16 protein-coding genes and 2 pseudogenes are annotated in these 18288 nt (G+C 66.6%); 8 read left to right on the top strand and 10 right to left on the bottom strand.

Going from position 1 to position 18288, the window contains the following annotated elements:
• Positions 1-116: 116 nt before the first annotated feature.
• Positions 117-893 (top strand): crotonase/enoyl-CoA hydratase family protein, encoded by a 777-nt coding sequence (locus QRN63_RS06855; protein ID WP_267320496.1) that lies wholly within the window; start codon positions 117-119, stop codon positions 891-893.
• 6 nt (positions 894-899) lie between these two features.
• On the opposite strand, the gene QRN63_RS06850 is transcribed toward QRN63_RS06855, so the two are convergent.
• The 4 genes and pseudogenes from QRN63_RS06850 to QRN63_RS06835 all read right to left on the bottom strand — a co-directional run.
• On the bottom strand, positions 900-1349 hold the full coding sequence (locus QRN63_RS06850; RefSeq protein WP_285030118.1) for a hypothetical protein: 450 nt from the start codon (positions 1347-1349) through the stop codon (positions 900-902).
• A 60-nt stretch (positions 1350-1409) separates the two neighbouring features.
• Complete coding sequence (locus tag QRN63_RS06845; protein ID WP_267320494.1) at positions 1410-1895, bottom strand: hypothetical protein; 486 nt, start codon at positions 1893-1895, stop codon at positions 1410-1412.
• 89 nt (positions 1896-1984) lie between these two features.
• A pseudogene (locus QRN63_RS06840) lies at positions 1985-2446 on the bottom strand (acyl-CoA dehydrogenase family protein); the annotation flags it as partial.
• 552 nt (positions 2447-2998) lie between these two features.
• Positions 2999-4117 (bottom strand): annotated as a pseudogene (locus QRN63_RS06835) (acyl-CoA dehydrogenase family protein); the annotation flags it as partial.
• A gap of 58 nt (positions 4118-4175) precedes the next feature.
• Here QRN63_RS06835 and QRN63_RS06830 point away from each other — a divergent pair.
• Positions 4176-4703, top strand: a complete 528-nt coding sequence (locus tag QRN63_RS06830; protein ID WP_285030116.1) for a dihydrofolate reductase family protein — start codon at positions 4176-4178, stop codon at positions 4701-4703.
• On the opposite strand, the gene QRN63_RS06825 is transcribed toward QRN63_RS06830, so the two are convergent.
• Together QRN63_RS06825 and QRN63_RS06820 are read right to left on the bottom strand one after the other, a co-directional pair.
• Entirely contained in the window at positions 4700-5275 is a 576-nt protein-coding gene (locus tag QRN63_RS06825) for a TetR/AcrR family transcriptional regulator (RefSeq protein ID WP_285030545.1), read from the bottom strand. The two genes, QRN63_RS06830 and QRN63_RS06825, sit on opposite strands and share 4 nt — an antisense overlap.
• 56 nt (positions 5276-5331) lie before the next feature.
• Positions 5332-5466: a hypothetical protein gene (locus QRN63_RS06820; RefSeq protein ID WP_267320492.1), complete on the bottom strand. Its 135-nt coding sequence runs from the start codon at positions 5464-5466 to the stop codon at positions 5332-5334.
• A gap of 154 nt (positions 5467-5620) precedes the next feature.
• Between QRN63_RS06820 and QRN63_RS06815 the strand changes: the two genes are divergently transcribed.
• Entirely contained in the window at positions 5621-6415 is a 795-nt protein-coding gene (locus tag QRN63_RS06815) for a crotonase/enoyl-CoA hydratase family protein (protein ID WP_285030114.1), read from the top strand.
• 198 nt (positions 6416-6613) lie between these two features.
• Here QRN63_RS06815 and QRN63_RS06810 read toward each other — a convergent pair whose 3' ends face one another.
• The 3 genes from QRN63_RS06810 to QRN63_RS06800 all read right to left on the bottom strand — a co-directional run bounded on the left by QRN63_RS06810 (position 6614) and on the right by QRN63_RS06800 (position 9347).
• On the bottom strand, positions 6614-6835 hold the full coding sequence (locus QRN63_RS06810) for a hypothetical protein (protein WP_267320490.1): 222 nt from the start codon (positions 6833-6835) through the stop codon (positions 6614-6616).
• A gap of 171 nt (positions 6836-7006) precedes the next feature.
• Complete coding sequence (locus tag QRN63_RS06805; protein ID WP_267320489.1) at positions 7007-8479, bottom strand: aldehyde dehydrogenase; 1473 nt, start codon at positions 8477-8479, stop codon at positions 7007-7009.
• Positions 8480-8534: 55 nt separating this feature from the next.
• Positions 8535-9347, bottom strand: a complete 813-nt coding sequence (locus QRN63_RS06800) for a class I SAM-dependent methyltransferase (RefSeq protein ID WP_285030112.1) — start codon at positions 9345-9347, stop codon at positions 8535-8537.
• A 33-nt stretch (positions 9348-9380) separates the two neighbouring features.
• Here QRN63_RS06800 and QRN63_RS06795 point away from each other — a divergent pair, with 33 nt between their 5' ends.
• From QRN63_RS06795 to QRN63_RS06775, 5 genes are all read left to right on the top strand, one after another.
• Positions 9381-10568: a glycosyltransferase family 4 protein gene (locus QRN63_RS06795; RefSeq protein ID WP_285030110.1), complete on the top strand. Its 1188-nt coding sequence runs from the start codon at positions 9381-9383 to the stop codon at positions 10566-10568.
• Between the two features lie 78 nt (positions 10569-10646).
• Positions 10647-13049 (top strand): TPR repeat domain-containing protein, encoded by a 2403-nt coding sequence (locus tag QRN63_RS06790; RefSeq protein WP_285030108.1) that lies wholly within the window; start codon positions 10647-10649, stop codon positions 13047-13049.
• A gap of 3 nt (positions 13050-13052) precedes the next feature.
• The gene (locus QRN63_RS06785) at positions 13053-13970 is read left to right on the top strand and encodes a hypothetical protein (protein ID WP_285030106.1); all 918 of its coding nucleotides are present in this window, start codon (positions 13053-13055) and stop codon (positions 13968-13970) included.
• A 43-nt stretch (positions 13971-14013) separates the two neighbouring features.
• On the top strand, positions 14014-14796 hold the full coding sequence (locus QRN63_RS06780; protein ID WP_285030104.1) for a type VII secretion target: 783 nt from the start codon (positions 14014-14016) through the stop codon (positions 14794-14796).
• 340 nt (positions 14797-15136) lie between these two features.
• Positions 15137-16618 carry a sugar transferase gene (locus QRN63_RS06775; protein WP_285030102.1) on the top strand — a complete coding sequence of 494 codons (1482 nt, stop codon included), beginning with the start codon at positions 15137-15139 and terminating at the stop codon, positions 16616-16618.
• Here QRN63_RS06775 and QRN63_RS06770 read toward each other — a convergent pair.
• Positions 16584-18248, bottom strand: a complete 1665-nt coding sequence (locus QRN63_RS06770; protein ID WP_285030544.1) for an MmpA family trehalose lipid delivery protein — start codon at positions 18246-18248, stop codon at positions 16584-16586. The two genes, QRN63_RS06775 and QRN63_RS06770, sit on opposite strands and share 35 nt — an antisense overlap.
• Positions 18249-18288: the final 40 nt, after the last annotated feature.

Genomic DNA, 18288 nt, shown 5'->3' with positions numbered 1-18288 from the left:
GGCAGCTTGGCCACGGTTTCTCCTCTGGCTGCGGCAAAAACTAGAACATGTTCTAATTTTCGATTATTCACTGGTTGACCGCCGGACGCCAATCCCCTGTGGCTAGCATCACCGTCGTGACCGAAGAAGCCACCAGCGAAGATGCTGTCCTCGTCGAACAGCGCGACCGCATACTGATCATCACCATCAATCGGCCCCAGGCCAAGAACGCTGTCAACTCAGCGGTCAGCAAGGGCCTGGCCGCTGCCGCGGACCGCCTGGACGAGGATCCGGGACTGTCGGTCGGCGTCCTGACCGGTGCCGGCGGCACGTTCTGTGCGGGCATGGATCTCAAGGCCTTCGCAAAAGGCGAGAACGTCCTGTCGGACCGTGGCCTCGGCTTCACGCAGCGCCCACCGGCCAAGCCGCTGATCGCGGCCGTCGAGGGCTACGCGCTGGCGGGCGGCACCGAGCTGGCGCTGTCAGCCGACCTGATCGTGGCCTCCAACGCCTCGGCTTTCGGTATCCCTGAGGTCAAGCGTGGTCTGGTCGCCGGTGGTGGCGGGTTGCTGCGGCTGCCGCAGCGCATCCCGTACGCCATCGCCATGGAACTCGCGCTCACCGGTGACAACCTGACCGCTCCGCGGGCTCATGAGTTGGGCCTGGTCAACGAGCTGACCGAGGCCGGTGGCGCACTCGATGCCGCCCTCGCGCTGGCTGAACGCATCACCGCCAACGGCCCGCTCGCGGTCGCCGCCACCAAGCGCATCATCGTCGAGTCGTCCGACTGGTCCGACGCGGAGAAATGGGACAAGCAGGCCGCGATCCTGGGGCCGGTCTTCATGTCGAAGGACGCGCGCGAGGGCGCGGTGGCCTTCGCCGAGAAGCGCCCCCCGCAGTGGACCGGTAGCTGACCTTCGCTACTTGGGTTTCTTTTCCGGCTGCTGCACCGGGCACTGCTGCTCAACCCAGTTGTTGAGCGTGCGGCTGAACTGGCTGCGGTCGGGATCGCTGCTGTGCAGGCCGTTGGTCTTGACGAAATGCGTCACGGCGGCCTGCACATCGGCCGGCGGGTGGAAACCGTTGATGGTGTCCCCGGCAGCCTTCGCGTCGTCGGGGGATGTGCCGGACATCAGGTTCACCACCGCGCTGGTGAGTTGCAGGCAGGTCCCGCCGTCGAGCTGACGGCTGGTCGGGGACGGTGGTGCGCCGGCGTCGGGCGTGCTCGGGGCGGCTGAGGAACTGGGCGCCGGCGCGCTCGACGTCGAGGTGGTCGGCTGCGCCGGCTGTTTGTCACCCGAGCATCCGGCCAGCAGCAGGGCAGCTGCCAGCACCGCGGCCTTACGGCCATCGAGTCGCCGCGATGTCATGTTCTCCCGGTAGCGCATGTGTTTGTTCTACCGGGAGACGGCTGCCGCCGGCCAGCGGGGTCAGACCGAGGCGACGAAGTCGCTGCTGTAGAACTCGGCCGGGCTCTGCGAATTCGGCTGGGGCAGATCAACCGCGACCCAGACACCGGTGGTGCCGGGGGCGACGGAAAGCTGGACAGTCGAGCTGCCGTTGCCGAAGCCGTCGGTGCTCAGCGCGCCGGTGGCGATGCTCGGGTCACCCGGCAGGCAGCCGAGCGTGGCATGCGGGGCCGGGATCACCCGGACCGTGTACTGCGCGTTGCGGGCCCCGTCGAGCATCTCGATGTGGGCGGTCGCGGTGCGCCCGTCGGAAGTGATCTCAGCCGTCGGCACCGCCGGGAACCGGAACTTCATGTAGTTGATCGGCTGCCGGTCGCAGGTGTAGGTCCGCGACATCAGGGTCTGGCGGGCCGTGCCGGCGGCCTGGGCGGGTGCGGCGACGACGGTCGCGGCGGGCAGGGCGGCACAGACGGCCAACGCGGCGAAAGTGCCACTCAATTTGGACATGTGTCGAGTTTTTACCGGGACCGCCGGTAGCGCAGTGGTCGCCGTCACAAACGGACGGAACGCACTATCGGCGCCGATATTGACCTAGGTCACAACGGGTTTGCGATGCGGCCCACCGTCACATCCCACGGGTCCGCCGTCGCCGTGCGGCCGGCCAGACGCCGGGCATGCCAGCTGGTGGTGCCGAACTCGTCGGCCCAACTGCGTGCCCGCAGGGTCGCGCGCCACAGCGGATGTTCCGCGGTGGTGCCGATGGCACCGTGCAACTGATGGGCGATGGTCGTCACCGGGGCGACGGCCCGGCCGACGGCGACTTTGGCCACCGTCGTCGCATAGGCGGTGCGGTCGTCGCCGAAGCCGTATTGCGCGGCGGCGGTGACTGCGAGAGTGGTTGCGGCCCTGGCACGTTCGATCTCCCCGAGCATCGTGGCCAGCGAGTGCTGCACGGCCTGGAACGCCGCGAGCGGGCGGCCGAACTGCACGCGCATTTCGGTGTGCGTGACGGTCAGTTGTGCGGCCGCATCGAATGCGCCGACAATCTGCACGCAGCGACACCAGGCGCCGCGGATGGTCAGCTCCTCGGCGATGGTGAGGGGCAGCCGGACGACATCGGCTGCCGCGGTGTCGAATTCGACAGCGGCCCGCGGCTCGCCGGCAAGGTTGTGTCCGCTCTCGACGAGTGTCGGGGCATCGCGCAGCGCGACGTACAGCGCGTCCGGTGCGTGCGTGGCCACCACCACGGGCCCGCACTGGGGCCAGGTGGCGACACCGTCCAGCGCCAGCGCGAGCGGTCCCGACTCCGGTACCGGCAGGCCGGCTTCGGTGGCCAACCATGTTGCGAGCACATCGGTTTCGGCGATCGGCACCGCGGCGGCATGACGGGCCAGGGTGCCCAGCACGACGGCCGCGGCGGCGGGTCCGGCGTCGGCGTCGCTGCTCAGCCGGGTGAGTCCGGAACTCTCGGCGGTGCGCCACAGGGCGTCGTCGAACGTCAGCGGCAGTGTCCTGGCGGGCGCGGCCGTGCGGCCGATCTGGTCGGCCAGTTCGCGCAGCTCGGCGTAGTCGTCCGAATCATGTTGGGTGGCAGCCTGTTTGGTCCAATTCTTGGCGACGATGCCGCGTAGCACCTCGTTGGTACCGCCGCGCAGCGTGAACAGTGGTGCGTGTACGCGGGCGGTGTCCAGCATCGTCCGCAGTCGCGGCCGGCCGGGGCCGTCGTACCGGTCCAGCAACTCGGCCGCGATCTCGACGGAATCCTGTTCGAAACGGGTACCGAGGTCTTTCACGAGTGCGGCGGACACCGCGGCGTCGCGGCCGGCGGTCAGTGCCCGGGCGACCGATATCGAGAGTTGGCGCAGCGAGATCATCCGCGCCAGCAGATCACCGACGTCGGCGCGCGGGTCGTCGCGCAGTGCCTCGATGAGCGCGAAAAGCAGTGTGGCCGTGGATAGGAAGCGTTCCGGCCCGCTGCGTTCGAAACCCAGTTCGGAGGTCACCTGGTGCCAGCCGGCGCCGACGGTGCCGAGCAGGTCCGCGTCGGTCAGCGCGACGTCGTCGAACAGCACCTCGTTGAAATGGTGTTCGCCGTTCATCTGGACGATGGGTTCGATGGTGACGCCCGGGGCGTCGGTCGGCACGATGAACTGGCTGAACCCCGCGTGCCGATGTTTCGGGTCCAGGGGACTGGTGCGGGCGAGCACCACGATCTGGTGTGCCAGGTGTGCGCCGCTGGTCCACACCTTGCTACCACTCAGCAGCCAGCCGTCGTCGGTGCGCGTGGCCCTGGTGGTGACGGCGGCCAGGTCGGAACCCGCCTCGTGCTCACTCATGCCGATGGCGGAATACAGGGTGCCGGAGGCGATTCGGGGCAGCAGGCGGCGCCGCTGTTCCTCGCTGCCGTAGGTGAGGAGGGCGGGCGCCACCTGCCGGTCGGCGATCCAGTGGGCGGCCACCGGGGCGCCGTGGGCCAGCAGTTCCTCGGTGACGACGTACCGGTGCATATGGCTGCGCCCGCGGCCGCCGTACTCGACGGGGATGGTCAACCCGACGAAGCCGGCTGCCGCCAGCCGCACGCTGAAGTCGGCGTCCCATTTCGACAGCCAGCAGTCGACGCCCGGTTGCCAGCCGAACTGCTCCGCGTCCGCGGCCAGGAACCGGCGCAGGTCGTCGCGCAGTTCCGCCAGGTCACCGTCGTCGGCGCGGAGCGCGTCGAAATCGTCCATCCGGCAACACTAATCGTGGCACCCCGGATTGTCGGTGGGTCCCGGCATACTCGCTGCGATGGCGACCATTTACTACACCGCATCGAGCTTGGACGGCTTCATCGTCGACTCCGCAGGCAGCCTGGACTGGCTGCTCTCGCGCGACATCGACGTCGACGGGCCGTTCGGCTACAAGGCGTTCGAGAAGTCCGTAGGTGCACTCGTCATGGGGTCGACGACGTACCGCTGGGTCGTCGAGAACGAGCCGGGCGACTGGCCGTACCCCCAACCGACGTGGGTGCTCACCTCGCGGCAGTGCGTCGTCGTCGACGGGCATCCGGTGCAGGCGGTGAGCGGTGATGTGGCGCAACTGCATCCGACGCTCGTCGAGGCGGCGGGCGAGCGTGACGTGTGGGTCCTCGGAGGCGGGGACGTCGCGGCGCAGTTCGTGACGGCCGGTCTGGTCGACGAACTCGTGGTGTCCTACGCGCCGTGCTCGTTGGGCGAAGGCGCGCCCGTGCTGCCGGTGCGCTCGGAGTGGCGGTTGCAGGAGTCCGCGGTCAACGGGGACTTCGTGTGTGCGCGGTGGGTGCGCGCGGAAGGCTAACCGCCCGCGGTTGGCAGGCCGTTGTTCTTGACGAAAGCCTTTGCTTTGATGAGGAATTCGAGCTGGGTGGCGACGTCGTGCAACGGTTCGACGCTCTGCGACGAGCGGCTGAGCACCACGGCGCCCTCGAGCGCCGCCAGGCAGGTGACCGCCAGCGTTGACGCATCGGTGTCGCTGAAGCCTTCCGCGGTGAAGGCGTGTCCGAGCGCGGTGCGCCACCGGTCGAAGATCTCGGCGGCGATGGGCGTCAGGATCGGTGCTTCATCGCCCGACCCGACTGCGGCGGCGACCACCGGGCAGCCGGCGGTGAAGTCGCTGTCGGCGAGGATGCGATCCCAGAAGGTGACGAATCCGCGGACAAGGGCGATGCCGCCGTATGCGGCCGAACCGTCGATGTGGGCGGCGATCGCATCACCGGCGAACTGCAGGGCCTCGATCAGCAGCTGGCTGCGGCCCTCGGGAAAGTGGTGGTAGACCGAGCCGCGCGGCGCACCGCTGCGGACCAGCACCTCGTCGATGGTCACGCCTGCGGCACCGCGTTCGCGCAGCACGGCGGCGGCGCTGCGCACCATCCGTTCCCGTGTGGCGCCGCGCTTGTTGACGGTCTTGGTGGCGGGCTCAGCTGACGTCAATGCGTGACCCGGTTCCGCAGCTGCGTCATCCGATCCTGTACGCCGCGCGCTGCCTCACGCAGCCGCGCGTTGGCACCCAGGACGGTATGCGTGAAGCGATGACCCTTCACGTTGACCTCGACCACCCACATGGCGCGCCCTCCTCGATATGGGGATGAGCATAAAACGTCGCACACATCGGGCCAAGGAATGTATGCCAGGTCACTATCGGGCCGCTCTGGCGACTGTGCGTGGCCAAAACTATGGTCTATTGCATAATTCTGGGATCAAGAGTTCACTGCTTGCATGACGACCGATCTCGATCTGCAGACCGTCACCCTCGAGCGGGATGGGCATGTTCTGGTGATGGGCCTGAACCGGCCCGAGAAGCGAAATGCGTTCGACCGCGCGATGCTGGCGGATCTGTCACGGGCCTACGGCCTGTTGGAGCGCGACGGCAGCCTGCGTGTGGGAGTGCTCGTCGCGCATGGTGAGCACTTCACCGCGGGGCTGGATCTGCTCGACGTCGCACCGTCCATTGCGGCGGGGGCGAGTCCGTTCCCCGCCGACGGTCGTGACCCGTGGCGGCTCGACGGGCCATGGACCAAACCGCTCGTCGCGGCGGTCCAAGGGCGGTGCCTGACACTCGGTATCGAACTGCTGCTCGCCGCAGACATTCGGGTGGCTGCCGCCGACGCCCGGTTCGCTCAGATCGAGGTACTGCGCGGCATCTACCCGTTCGGCGGCGCCAGCGTACGGCTACCGCGCGACGCGGGCTGGGGCAACGCCATGCGGTGGCTGCTGACGGGCGACGAATTCGGCGCGACCGAAGCGCACCGTATCGGCCTCGTGCAGGAGGTCGCCGAGGATGCCGCGGCCGCTCGCGTGCGGGCCATCGAGATCGCCCACACAATCGCCGACCGCGCGGCCCCACTGGGTGTGCAGGCGACGCTGGCCTCGGCGCAACTCGCGCTCACTGACCCGCAAGCTGCGGTCGGACGGCTCCAACCCGAAGTGTCCAGGTTGTTCACCACCCAGGACGCCGCTGAAGGCGTCCAGTCCTTCGTCGAGCGTCGTGCCGCCCAGTTCCGGGGGGCCTAGGCTCGTTCCAGCTCGAGCGCCGGCCGCGCGAGAATTTCGTTGACTGCGAACCAACGCATCTGCGCACTCGAACTTTTGCGACCTCAGTTCCCACTCAACTCCCGGGGTGCCGCCCACGTGCGGGAAACGCAAAACTGCCCCTCCTCCAAGGAAAAGGGGCAGGTTTGCGACTGTTCGCGGTGAATCCCGCGCGGAAAACTAGCCGGCGTTCTCCAGCGCCACGAGCGCGGCGGCGACGGCGAAGTACTTGTTGGCACCGAGCTGGCGCACGGTCTTGATGTTGAACGCCGCGGCGAGGTGCTCGGCGTCGGAGTCACTGACCCCGGCCAGCGCTGCGGGCGATGCGTCGAGGATGTCCTTGAGGGACTTCTCCTCGTAAGCCTTGTCGAGTGCCTTGTCGAGATCTACAGAGACAGCCATGCGTTTCCTCCCAGATTGTTTGCCAGACCTTCGGACGGGCGTGACGGTATCAGCCATTGCTGGGTGTCGCCTGGGTTAAAAAACGGGTGCCGAAAAGCCGAATGGCCACCCGGCCGAGTCCCCCGAGGGGCGAAGGACGAGACGCGGGTGGCCATCCGGACGAAGGCGGTGTTACTCCGGGGTGTAGCCGAACGGCAGCAGCACACTCTTGGCCTGGCAGTAGGCCTCGATGCCCTCGGGGCCGTTCTCGCGGCCGATGCCCGAGTTCTTGTAGCCGCCGAACGGCGCGCCCGGATCGAACGCGTACATGTTGACCGCGTAGGTGCCGGTGCGAATCTGCGAGGCGATCTTCATGGCGCGTGGGATGTCGGTGGTGTAGACGCTGCCGGCCAGGCCGTAGTCCGAGTCGTTGGCGATCCGGATGGCGTCTTCTTCGGTGTCGAAGGGGATGATCGCCAGCACCGGGCCGAAGATCTCCTCCTGGGCGATGGTCATGGAGTTGTCGACATCGGCGAACACCGTCGGCTGCACGAACCAACCGGAATCCAGGCCTTCGGGGCGGCCGCCGCCGGTGGCGATGCGGGCGCCTTCTTCAACACCCTTCTTGATGTAGCTCTCGACGCGCTCGCGCTGCTTCTCGCTGATCAGCGGGCCGATCATGGCGGCCGGGTTGTCGGGCAGACCGACCTGCATGGCGGCCGCGCCGGCGGCCACCTTCTCGACGACCTCGTCGTACCGCGACCGCGGCGCCAGGATGCGGGTCTGGCCGACACAGGCCTGGCCGGTGTTCATCAGACCCGAGAACAGCAGCATCGGGAGGGTCGAGTCCAAGTCGGCGTCCTCGAGGATGATCGCCGCGGACTTGCCACCGAGTTCCAGGGTGCAGGGCTTGAGCCGCTCGGCGGCGACCTTGCCGATCTCCTTGCCGACGGCCGAGCTGCCGGTGAAGGTGAACTTGTCGATCTCGGGGTTGGCGGTCAGCGCGCGGCCGGTCTCGGGGCCACCCGGCACGATCGACAGCACGCCCTCGGGCAGGCCGGCGTCGGCGAAGGCCTGCGCCATGGCGAACACCGACAGCGGCGTCTCGGCGGCGGGCTTGAGGACGACGGTGCAGCCGGCCAGCAGCGCCGGGCCCAGCTTGTTGGCGGCCAGGAAGAACGGCACGTTCCACGCGGCGACGGCGGCGACGACGCCGATGGGCTCGCGGGTCACCAGCGTCTGGCCGTAGATGCCGTCGCGGATGTCGCTCCACTGGAACTTGTCGGCGGCGCCTGCGTAGTAGTTGAACGACGACATGGCCGCGCCGTACTGCATCATGTCGACGATGCTCGGGGGCTGGCCGGTCTCGGCGGACAGCAGGAACTTCAGTTCGTCGGCGCGCTCGGTCATGATGCGCGACGCCTCGGCGATCACCGCGGCGCGCTCGGCCGGGGACATCTTGGGCCACGGGCCCTCGTCGAACGCCTTGCGGGCCGCGGCACAGGCGGCATCCACATCGGCCTTCGAGGCCAGGGGCACCTTGCCGACGAGCTCGCCGGTGGCCGGGGAGTGCACCTCGATGACGTCCGACGTCGAGGGTGCGGTCCACTGACCGCCGATGAACAGCTGGTCCCACTCGGTTTTGAAAGCCGTGCTCTGTGTCATGGCCGTCACACTACCGAGTTTTCGGCCAAACGAGAACATGTTCCATTTAGGTCGTTCAGCTGGGTCGGAGCACCAACACCAGGTTGCTCGTCAAGAACTCCTGTAACACCGGTACAGAAGTCGCACGCCAGGCCCATTGCGGGTGGTAGCGGGGGAATGCGGCAACCAGCGCCCCCGTGCTGCGTGCCCATTCCAGCCCAGCTGCGGCCGATACCGCGAACAACGACGATCCGTAGTCGTTCTTCGGCCGGTGACCGTGTTTGCGGGTGTACATCTCGGCGGCCCGCCGGCCCCCCAGGTAATGCGTCAGCCCCATCTCGTGGCCACCGAAGGGGCCGAGCCACACCGTGTACGACAGGATCGCCAGTCCGCCCGGCCGGGTGACCCGCAACATCTCCCGGCCCATCAGCCACGGTTCGCGAACGTGCTCGGCGACGTTCGACGACAAGCAGATGTCGACGCTGTCGTCGGCGAACGGCAGCGCCATGCCCGAGGCGCGCACGAAGGTGCCGGCGGCATCGGGCTGGGCGGCCGGGCTCGTGCTGGATGTCGCCGCCAGGGCGGCTCCGGCGTGCGCCTCGGCCTCATCGGGCTCGACACCGATGTACGTCATTCCGGCGCTGGAGAATTCGGTGGCGAAGTAGCCAGGGCCACCGCCCACGTCGAGCACCGTCGCGCCCTCGGGTGCGGTTCCGTTGAGGTCGCGCCACAGGCCGTCCACCAAGGCGACCGTGTCGCGGGCGAGGCCGCCGTAGAAGCGGGCCGGGTCGGTCTGCTCGAAACGGAACTCGCTGAGCAGTCGGATCGAGCGGGAGAGGGTGGCCCGCTTGCGCGTGGTGACCAGTCGTTTGGCTGCCCAGCGATTCACTCCGCAACCCTACTGACCGGTACCCTTCATTCGATGCCAGACCACCCCCAGCAGCCTGCTGGATCTCCTGACGAGATCCGGTCGGTGCTGCTGCTCTGCTGGCGCGATACCGGCCACCCCCAGGGCGGTGGCAGTGAGACGTATCTCCAGCGCATCGGCGCACAGCTGGCCGAGTCCGGAGTGCGGGTGACGCTGCGGACCGCCCGGTATCGCGGGGCGTCGCGCACCGAAGTTGTCGACGGCATCCGGATCAGCCGCGGCGGTGGCCGGTTGTCGGTCTACATCTGGGCCGGGCTGGCCATGGTGCTGGCCCGCGTCGGGCTGGGTCCGCTGCGCGGCGTCCGGCCGGATGTGGTGATCGATTCGCAGAACGGCATTCCTTTCCTGGCTCGCTTGGCCTACGGCCGGCGCGCGATGGTGCTGGTCCATCACTGCCACCGCGACCAGTGGCCGGTAGCTGGGCGGTTGATGAGCAAGTTCGGCTGGTTCGTGGAGTCGCGGCTCTCGCCCCGGCTGCATCGGAACAACCAGTACGTGACGGTGTCGCTGCCGTCGGCGCGCGATCTGGTGGACCTGGGCGTCGACGCTTCGCGGATCGCCGTCGTCCGCAACGGGGTCGACCTCGCGCCTGCTGAGTCGTTGTCGGCGTCGCGCTCGGAGCAGCCGCGCATCGTGGTGCTGTCGCGGTTGGTGCCGCACAAGCAGATCGAGGACGTGCTCGACGCCGTCGCGCTGCTGGCGCCGGTGGTGCCGGGCCTCCGGCTGGATGTCGTCGGCGGCGGCTGGTGGGACGAGCGGCTGGTCGCGCACGCCCGGCGGCTCGGCATCAGTTCCGCGGTCACGTTCCACGGCCACGTCGACGAGGCCACCAAACACGAAGTGCTGCAACAGGCTTGGGTCCATGCGCTGCCGTCGCGCAAGGAAGGCTGGGCGCTGGCCGTCATCGAGGCCGCGCAGCACGGCGTGCCGACGGTCGGCTACCGGTCCTCGGGTGGCCTCACCGACTCGATCGTCGACGGGGTGACGGGCCTGCTGGTCGACGACCACCGCGGCTTGGTGACCGCGCTCGAGACCCTGCTGACCGACGCCGTCCTGCGCGATCAGCTGGGCGCCAAGGCACAGGTGCGGGCTGCCGAATTCTCGTGGCCGCAAAGCGCTTCCGCGATGCTGACCGTTGCCCAAGCGGTCCGGGACGGCAAGTTCGTCAACGGGATCGTCTGACGCGACTGCGAGCGAAACTGGCTTGAGCTGGGAAATTACCGTCTGGCAGTTCGCCGACCACGAATAGACTAGGTCGGTATGGGGGATGTGCTCGATGCGTTTGATTCGGTGTGGCAGCGGGCGCACGCCACATTCGGTACCGGTACGCCGCAGACGGGCGAACATTTCGACAAGAGCACGCAGTTGCGTGGCATGCAGGCCACCGTGCAGGCTGCAGCGCCAGGGGATAACTGGAGCGGTACCGCGTCCACTGCTTATGGCAAGGCCAACAACAGTCAGGGACGTGCCCTAGGTGGACTGGCGGACCTGGACCAGCAGTTGCGCGCCACTGTCGATCGATCGGCCGAGATCGTCACGAAGGGTCGGCAGGGCCTTGATGAGACCCGTAAGTGGGTTCAGGATATGGCGGCCCAGGTGCCGGCCGGACGTAACCGCGACATGCAGTTGTTGCCCATCGCCAGTCAGGGACTCAAGCAGGTTAGCGATCTGCTGACGTCGACTGTGACGCAGCAGAATGCCGTTGCCGGCGACATCAAGGCGCTCACAACGCAGTACAGCGCAATCAAAGGCGACCTGCCGCTGTCGCCGAAGGACGACAAGAAGGACGACAAGGACAACAAGGGCGACAAGGAAACGGTCGTCGGCGATGACAAAAAGGATGGCAAGGACGACAAGAAGTCGCCGGCTCAAACGGGCGCTGACGATGCCAATGCCCTGCAGAACGGACAGCTGACCCCGGAACAGCGTGAGCGTCTGACACAAAACACCACCCTGAGTCCCGAGCAACAGGCCGCGCTGCACAACGGAAAACTGAATATGCCGCCCGACCAGATGGCGTATCTCCAGGGATTCTCCCGCGCATTCGGCGACAAGACGCCGGCCGAGATCAAAGCGATCATGGACAAAGCCGGCCCTGACGGTAAACGCGTCGCTGATGTCTTTCAGCTCGCATCGAACCCCAACATCAAGACGGGACTGCCGGAGACACAACCTCCGTCAATTGACCATCCGTCCAGCGGTGGAAAGTACGCCCTGCCCGACGGCATTCAGAAGGTGCTCGATGGGCCCGCTCTGACACAGGATTTCAGCAGTGGCGTGTTCGCAGACGGTCGGTGGTTGGTACCACCGGACCCCATCGGTCCAATGCATGGAACGACTGGACTGAACGACCTCGCCAACATCGTCCAGAGCGGCAATCGCGATCTCCAGGCAGGAACCGCCCTCGATTCAGGGCTGTTCACAAAAAGCCAGGAAATGCTGGATCAGTCGAACAACATGACGATCGCTCAGGCTCACGCGCCCGGAGCCGATGGGGCAGACCGCGCGCGTTGGTACCACGAGCACGTTGACCCGACCCTACAGAATATGTTCAACGCCCTGAACAAGGACGACATGGTGATCCACGATGCCGTTACTGGGTCTGGCAGGGACAATTTTCTCGATAATCTCACCAAGCATGAGTGGCAGGACAACGGATTGGCCGCTGGCGGCCTCTTTGACTGGGTCGGAGACACTGCCGCGCACGATTCGAACGGTCGTGCTGCGCAGACGGCGCATGCTCTCGCCGAGTACATGAGCGACCCGGACAAGCATCACTTGCTGAATTTGGAAAGCGCGCCGGGCCAATCGCTCGGCCAGTCCCTTGGCCAGGTCAACCCCGAACTCACCCGTGATTGGGCGCGGGCCTTATCTCCGTATCTTGACGACATGGTGGGCAACAACACCGGTGGAAACAACGGACTGTTCCCGCCACTTGATCCGGCTGATGGCAGTAAGACTGAACCGACGAACACGCGCCACGTCATGAGCGTGCTGATGTCCGACCATCCGCCGGCCGACCAAAAGCCCGACGCGCATGTGCCGAAGACTGCCAGCCAGATCGTTTTCGAGGCCACTCAGCACCACGTGAATGAGATGTTCGACAAGGCGGCATTGTCCGCGGTGGACCCAAATGGCGCGAAAGATGACTTCTCGGCTCAGGCCGCAGGTCGTCTACAGGCAGCGCTGAATCTGGGAAGCTTCGACGAAGCAAATTCCCGACTGCACAACGATTTTCAGGCTCAGCACGATGCGTGGCAACTGCGTTCGAAGTTGTACGACATTGCCGGCGCGGGTGTCGACCAATTCGGCGCCCCCGGTGGTGCTGCGAAGGACGTGATGGACCTCGGTAAGGAATACATCATCGGCCCGGAGCCGAAGGAAGGTAAGGCAGCCAGTCCTGTCATTCCAGGTACATTTCCCACGCAGCAGCACATGGCGGAGGTACTGGCGCAGTCGAACGCGGGGGATTTGTCGAAGTTGTCAGGCTATTTCGAAGATGGAAAGTTGAAGCCGCCTGATCAAAACGGTGGCAGGGATTATCAGGACTACCACAATGCGGTCGTGGCTTATCTTGAATCAATCGGTAAATCAGGGTCCATCGATAGTCTTCTGCAGTCGTACTGGAACACCTACACTGGCTCGATCTATGGGACCGGTTAGATAATGCGAATAACGAGAATCGCTGCGTGTCTTTTTGCTGTTGTCTCGCTGGTTTCTGGATGTATCGATGATCCGAAAACTGATACCGGTGCAACGACGTCCGAGTCGAAGCGCCTGTTCCAGTATTGGCCGCCCCTGCTCAATGATTTCCGGTTCCGTTGGAGCGCCGAACCCGGCATTGACCTTACGACGGGTCCGGCCATGGTGGTCCGTGCGTATGTGGAAGCCTATGGGGTTGCGACGTTCACTGTGGATGCGAGCAACGTGTATCCCGGTTTCATGCGGGCGACGCCGGAGAATCTGACATTCAAGCAAGCGGAATTATTGCAACAGACGTATGTGCGTCCGCTGGGCGAGGGATATCCGACTACTCCGAAGGGCGCGGTTGCGCATTTCGGATACGAGATCAACCATTTCCTGGAGCTTGTGCCGCAGGGGGCTGGCTGGGAAGCAATCGTCTGTACAGGGTCCTATCCCCATTTTGTGGCCAGCCGCGTGCGACCAGGAAAGTTTGTTGCCGTCAACGCGGACGCGGTGACCGGGGAGCCATATAAGGGTGGTGACAAGCCTGAAGATCTCGGGGTATATCCCGTCCGGATCACGCTGACTCAGCACGATCCTCGCATCGGTCCGGATGCTCCCGGTGATGTTACGACTCCGCAGAAGGGGCCTGCTTTCTCGCCCGACCTCGACGTTTTCGGCAACTGGTTTATCACTGCGGCGAGTTTTGGCGGATGGGGTCCAAAAGGCGATACAAAGTCGCTGCATTGGAGATACCCCGAACCTCAAAACCGTTGTAATGCCGTCATGCCGCAGAACGCCGCGGAACGTCGCGCCACCATCACCGGGTTCAGAGACACGCCGCCTCCGCACGGCGACGCAATCCCGGGGTGGCCGCTGCCAATAGGTGACCGACCTTGACGTCTCCATTGGAACTCGCTACCCACTGGACGGGAGATCTGTCATGACCGAACCGCTGCGCGTCGACCCTGCGGGATTGTTGAACTACGCCCAGCAGCACGCCGATGTCTCCTCGGGTATGTCAGGTCTACTCGGCGCGGGTGCGCCCGACGGTAAGGGCGTTGACACCAGCCACGGCGTCGTGTCGTCCGCCGTTTCCACGGCGCTTTCGAGTGCGCTGGAGGGCCGTGGTGAGGTCTTTGGCGCTGTCACGGAGACTGCCGACAAGTTTTCGGAACGCCTGCAGCGCGCGTCGAGGGCATACGCTGACGGCGATCGACAAGCTGGGGAACGAATCAAGGCCGCTGCGGGCGGGATGGACGGTAATGGTTCCGGTAGCCAGACGGGCGGACCGACCGACGGCGCTCCCAGTGCTCAGGCAGGCCAACAGATGATCGGCCAAATGGGCCAAATGCTGGGGCAGGTGGGCCAGCAGGTCGGTCAGCTGGCGCAATCGGTCACCCAGCCTTTGCAGGGCCTGGCGCAGGGCCTGCAACAGATCCCGCAGCAGATCGCACAAGCTGCACAGCAAGCATCGCAGTCTACTTCGGCTGGCGGCGCCGGTCAGGGCAAGGACCTCAAGGTGCGCGACGCTGAACGGGGCGCGCGTGAGGGCGATGATGCGGAACGTAAGAAGTCTGCACGGGCAGAGCGCGACGGAACGGGCCGGCCTCAGACGTCCCACGATCAAGCGGTTCAAGGTAATTCGAGCGGAGCCGGGCGGGCGCCGATCGATCCGAGCGCGCCGGCGGCTCGTCCGACGGCTACGCGCGCGCCTGTCGACTGAAAGAGGCGATGACGCCCGGCAACCGGGTCTTCGGGCCAGGTGGCATGTCCGGGGCCCTTGAATGGCGGGTCACCAGCAACCCGTCCTCATGGTGGCGATCATTTCTGATGCAAATCCGCCGTTTTGCTGTTCGACATCGCCCCGCCGCATAAACTGACGGCCAAGTCAAATTTAATAGAAATGAGGGCCACCTCCGGGTTTTGGCCTTCGGGTGTCCCTCGAATTTTGCGGATCCAGGCAACTGGGCCCGGTGATGCTGTGCGTTCGAACTCCGTTCTCATTCAATGCAATTGGATATCCCGCTCCATCGATGTACCGCCGGTTCTGAGGAGTAGAGCATGTGGAGTTGCCGATGACGCTGTCGACGTTCGGGCTCACCCGGCTGCCGAGTTCACGCACGGTCTGGCAGCCGCATTACGCGCGTCGTGTGCTGATCACCGACGCCGCGGCCATCGTCCTCGCGATGCTGTTCGCGCAATGGGTCCGATTCGGCGGAGCGGGTTACGGCCCGTCGGCCTCCATGCTCTATACCGGGTATTCGCTGGTGCTGGCTTGCCTGTGGCTGGCCGTTCTGACGCTGCACCACGCCCGCTCGGCGTCGATCCTCGGCTGTGGCATCGAAGAGTATCGCCGCGTCGTCGCAGCGTCTTTCTGGACGTTCGGGGTGATCGCGATCGTGGCCCTGCTGGCGCGGCTCGAGATCGCGCGCGGTTACCTGGCCCTGGCTTTCCCTTTGGGCACGATCGGACTGCTGATCGGCCGCAAGGTGTGGCGGCGCCGCGTTCGTGCGCGCCGGCACGCGGGCGAATGCCTGACATCTGTTCTTGCCATTGGTGATCGGGACGCCATCGCGGTCCTGGCCACCGAACTCATGAACGACCCCGGCGACGGCTATGTGGTGGTCGGCGCCGGCATCCCCGGCCAGCCCGGCGCGCGCGGTGACATCATCACGGTCGGCGACCGGGTGATCCCGATCTTCGGCGACGAGAACGACGCGCTTGGCGCACTAGGCGACCGCTGCGCCGCCGACACCGTGGCGCTGACCGACGCCGAACACTTCGGTGTCGCCGGAATCCAGCGGCTCACCTGGCGTCTGGAGGCCTCCGATGTCGACCTCGTGGTGTCGCCCGGCTTGCTCGACGTGGCGGGTGCGCGGCTGGCGATGCGGCCGGTGGCCGGCATGCCGCTGCTGCACGTCGAGAAGCCGCAGTATCACGGCGCCAAGAGTTTCCTGAAGAAGGCGTTCGACTTCGGATTCGCGCTGGCGGCGCTGATCGGGACGGCGCCGCTGCTCGTGCTCGCGGCCATCGCCATCAAGATGACGAGTCGCGGTCCGGTGTTCTACCGGTCGGAACGCATCGGGTTGGACGGTGAGCCGTTCACCATGATCAAGTTCCGCAGCATGGTGGTCGACGCGGAGGAGCGTCTCGGCGAACTGCTTCCGTCGAATGAGATGGCGGGCGGCGTCATGTTCAAGATGCGCGACGATCCGCGGGTGACGCTGGTCGGTAAAGTGTTGCGCCGCTACAGCATCGACGAGCTCCCGCAGTTCATCAATGTGCTCAAGCAGGACATGAGTGTGGTCGGTCCGCGGCCCCCGCTGCGCCGGGAGGTCGAGACCTACAACGGCGACATCAGGCGCAAGCTGCTCGTCAAGCCGGGTGTGACGGGGTTGTGGCAGATCAGCGGCCGGTCCGACCTGACGTGGGACAAGGCTGTGCGCCTTGATCTTTCGTACGTCGACAACTGGTCGATGCTGACGGACGTCGGCATCATCCTGAAGACCATCAGTGTGGTGGCACGCGGCGACGGAGCGTACTGAGGCCCCGCCGCCGCTGGAGCACCATCGCGGCGAGCGCGCCGATCAGCATGCCCAACCACACCACGTGTGCGGCGATCAGCAGCGGCCGTCCCGCTGCCGCGGGAGTCGTCCCACCCACTCGATACAGCGCAATGTCGTTGTCCCGATAGGCAATCGGCAATGATGACGCGGGAACTGCGCCTTCTCCGCCCTCCACGACCACCCAGCCGACCCCGGCCGCGGCCAACTGGTGCACGTCGGCGCCCCGCAGCAGCAGGTCCTGCACCCGCCGTGCCCGCACGCCTTCGCCCGGCACGGTCCGGCCCCCGATCACGAGGTCCCCGGTCGCCAGCACGTCGGCGGAGACCCAGCGGGGCAGCGGGTCCAGGACCGCCGAGGGGCCGGCCCACGGGAACTGCCGGATGACGTCGGGCGGCAGCACCGCGACGGGCCTCGGGTCGGAATTGATCTGCGCCGCAACCGAATACCAGCCGGCCGGGTACTGCACCGACCGCAGCTGGCTGCCGACACCCCATGCCAGGTCAGGTAACGCGGCCACGACCACCACGCAACATCCCGCCGCCGCGAAAGCCGTTGGCAGCCAGCGCCGAAGCACCGTCACCGCGGCGGCACCGGCCAGGGCATAGCCCGGCATTGCCAGCGCCACCCACTTCTGGCCGTCGCGCAGCACGCCGGTACTGGGGACGGTCCGGATCAGCCAGTCGAGGAACGCCGACCCGGGATCGGTCGCGAGCAGCGCGGGCACCACCACGGCGACGACCGCGAGCACCAGCAGCGGCCGAGCCGCCGCCACCGACCACGCCTTCCGCGCTCCACAGGCCACCACAGCCAGCAGCGCCACCGTCCCGACCAGGGCCCACAGCGTCGTCCGGGACACCGGAACGGCGCCGGCGTTCCAGATACCGCCGAGTCCGGCCAGGCTGCCCAGCGTCCCGAGTCCCGGTTCTGCCCGCGCCGCGAATGCCGGCACGCCGGCGCTCGCCACCGGCAGCACCGAGCGGGCCACGACCGTCGCCACCAGCCAGGGCAGCGCGGCTCCGACTGAAGCGGCCAGCGCCACCCACACCCCGCGCCAGGTCCGCGAACACACCAGCGCCACCACCAATGCCAGCAGCAGACCCGTCGGCGTCAGCCCGGCCAGCGCGATCCAGAACACCAGGCCCCAGCGATCTGTGCACGATTGTTCGCGCTCACCGCGAGAAATCGTGCACAAATTGCTCGAGCGGGCGACCCAGGGCAGGCAGCCGTAGCCGACCAGCAGGCTCCAGTGCCCCTGCAACAACCGCTCGGCGACGTAGGGGTTCCACACCGCGACGGTGACGGCCACCAGCTGCCCGCCGAGACCGGCGTCGAGAACCGAGGCGGCCAGCTTCGCCGCGCCCCAGCCGGCGCACCACAGGCCCAGGATCAGCAGCGCTTTGACCAGCACTCCGCCGTCGACGACGGGCGAGAGGACGGCCAGGAAGAAGTCCTGCGGCAGGGCCCGCGGCGCGGCCTCGGACAAACCCAGGGCGGCGTCGGACAGATACGACCGCGGCGTCGAGACCGCGTCACGAAGCAGCAGATAACCGGGCGCCAGCAGTGGCGCGGTGACAGCGAGCGTCAGCCCCAGCGCGTACAGCGCCGGCAGGGATTCAGGGCGAGCGAAGCGGCGGGTGATGCGCGGACGA

It is taken from the genome of Mycolicibacterium sp. lyk4-40-TYG-92 (assembly GCF_030209435.1).
GTDB lineage: Bacteria > Actinomycetota > Actinomycetes > Mycobacteriales > Mycobacteriaceae > Mycobacterium.
This window is presented reverse-complemented; position numbering and strand designations above follow the sequence as displayed.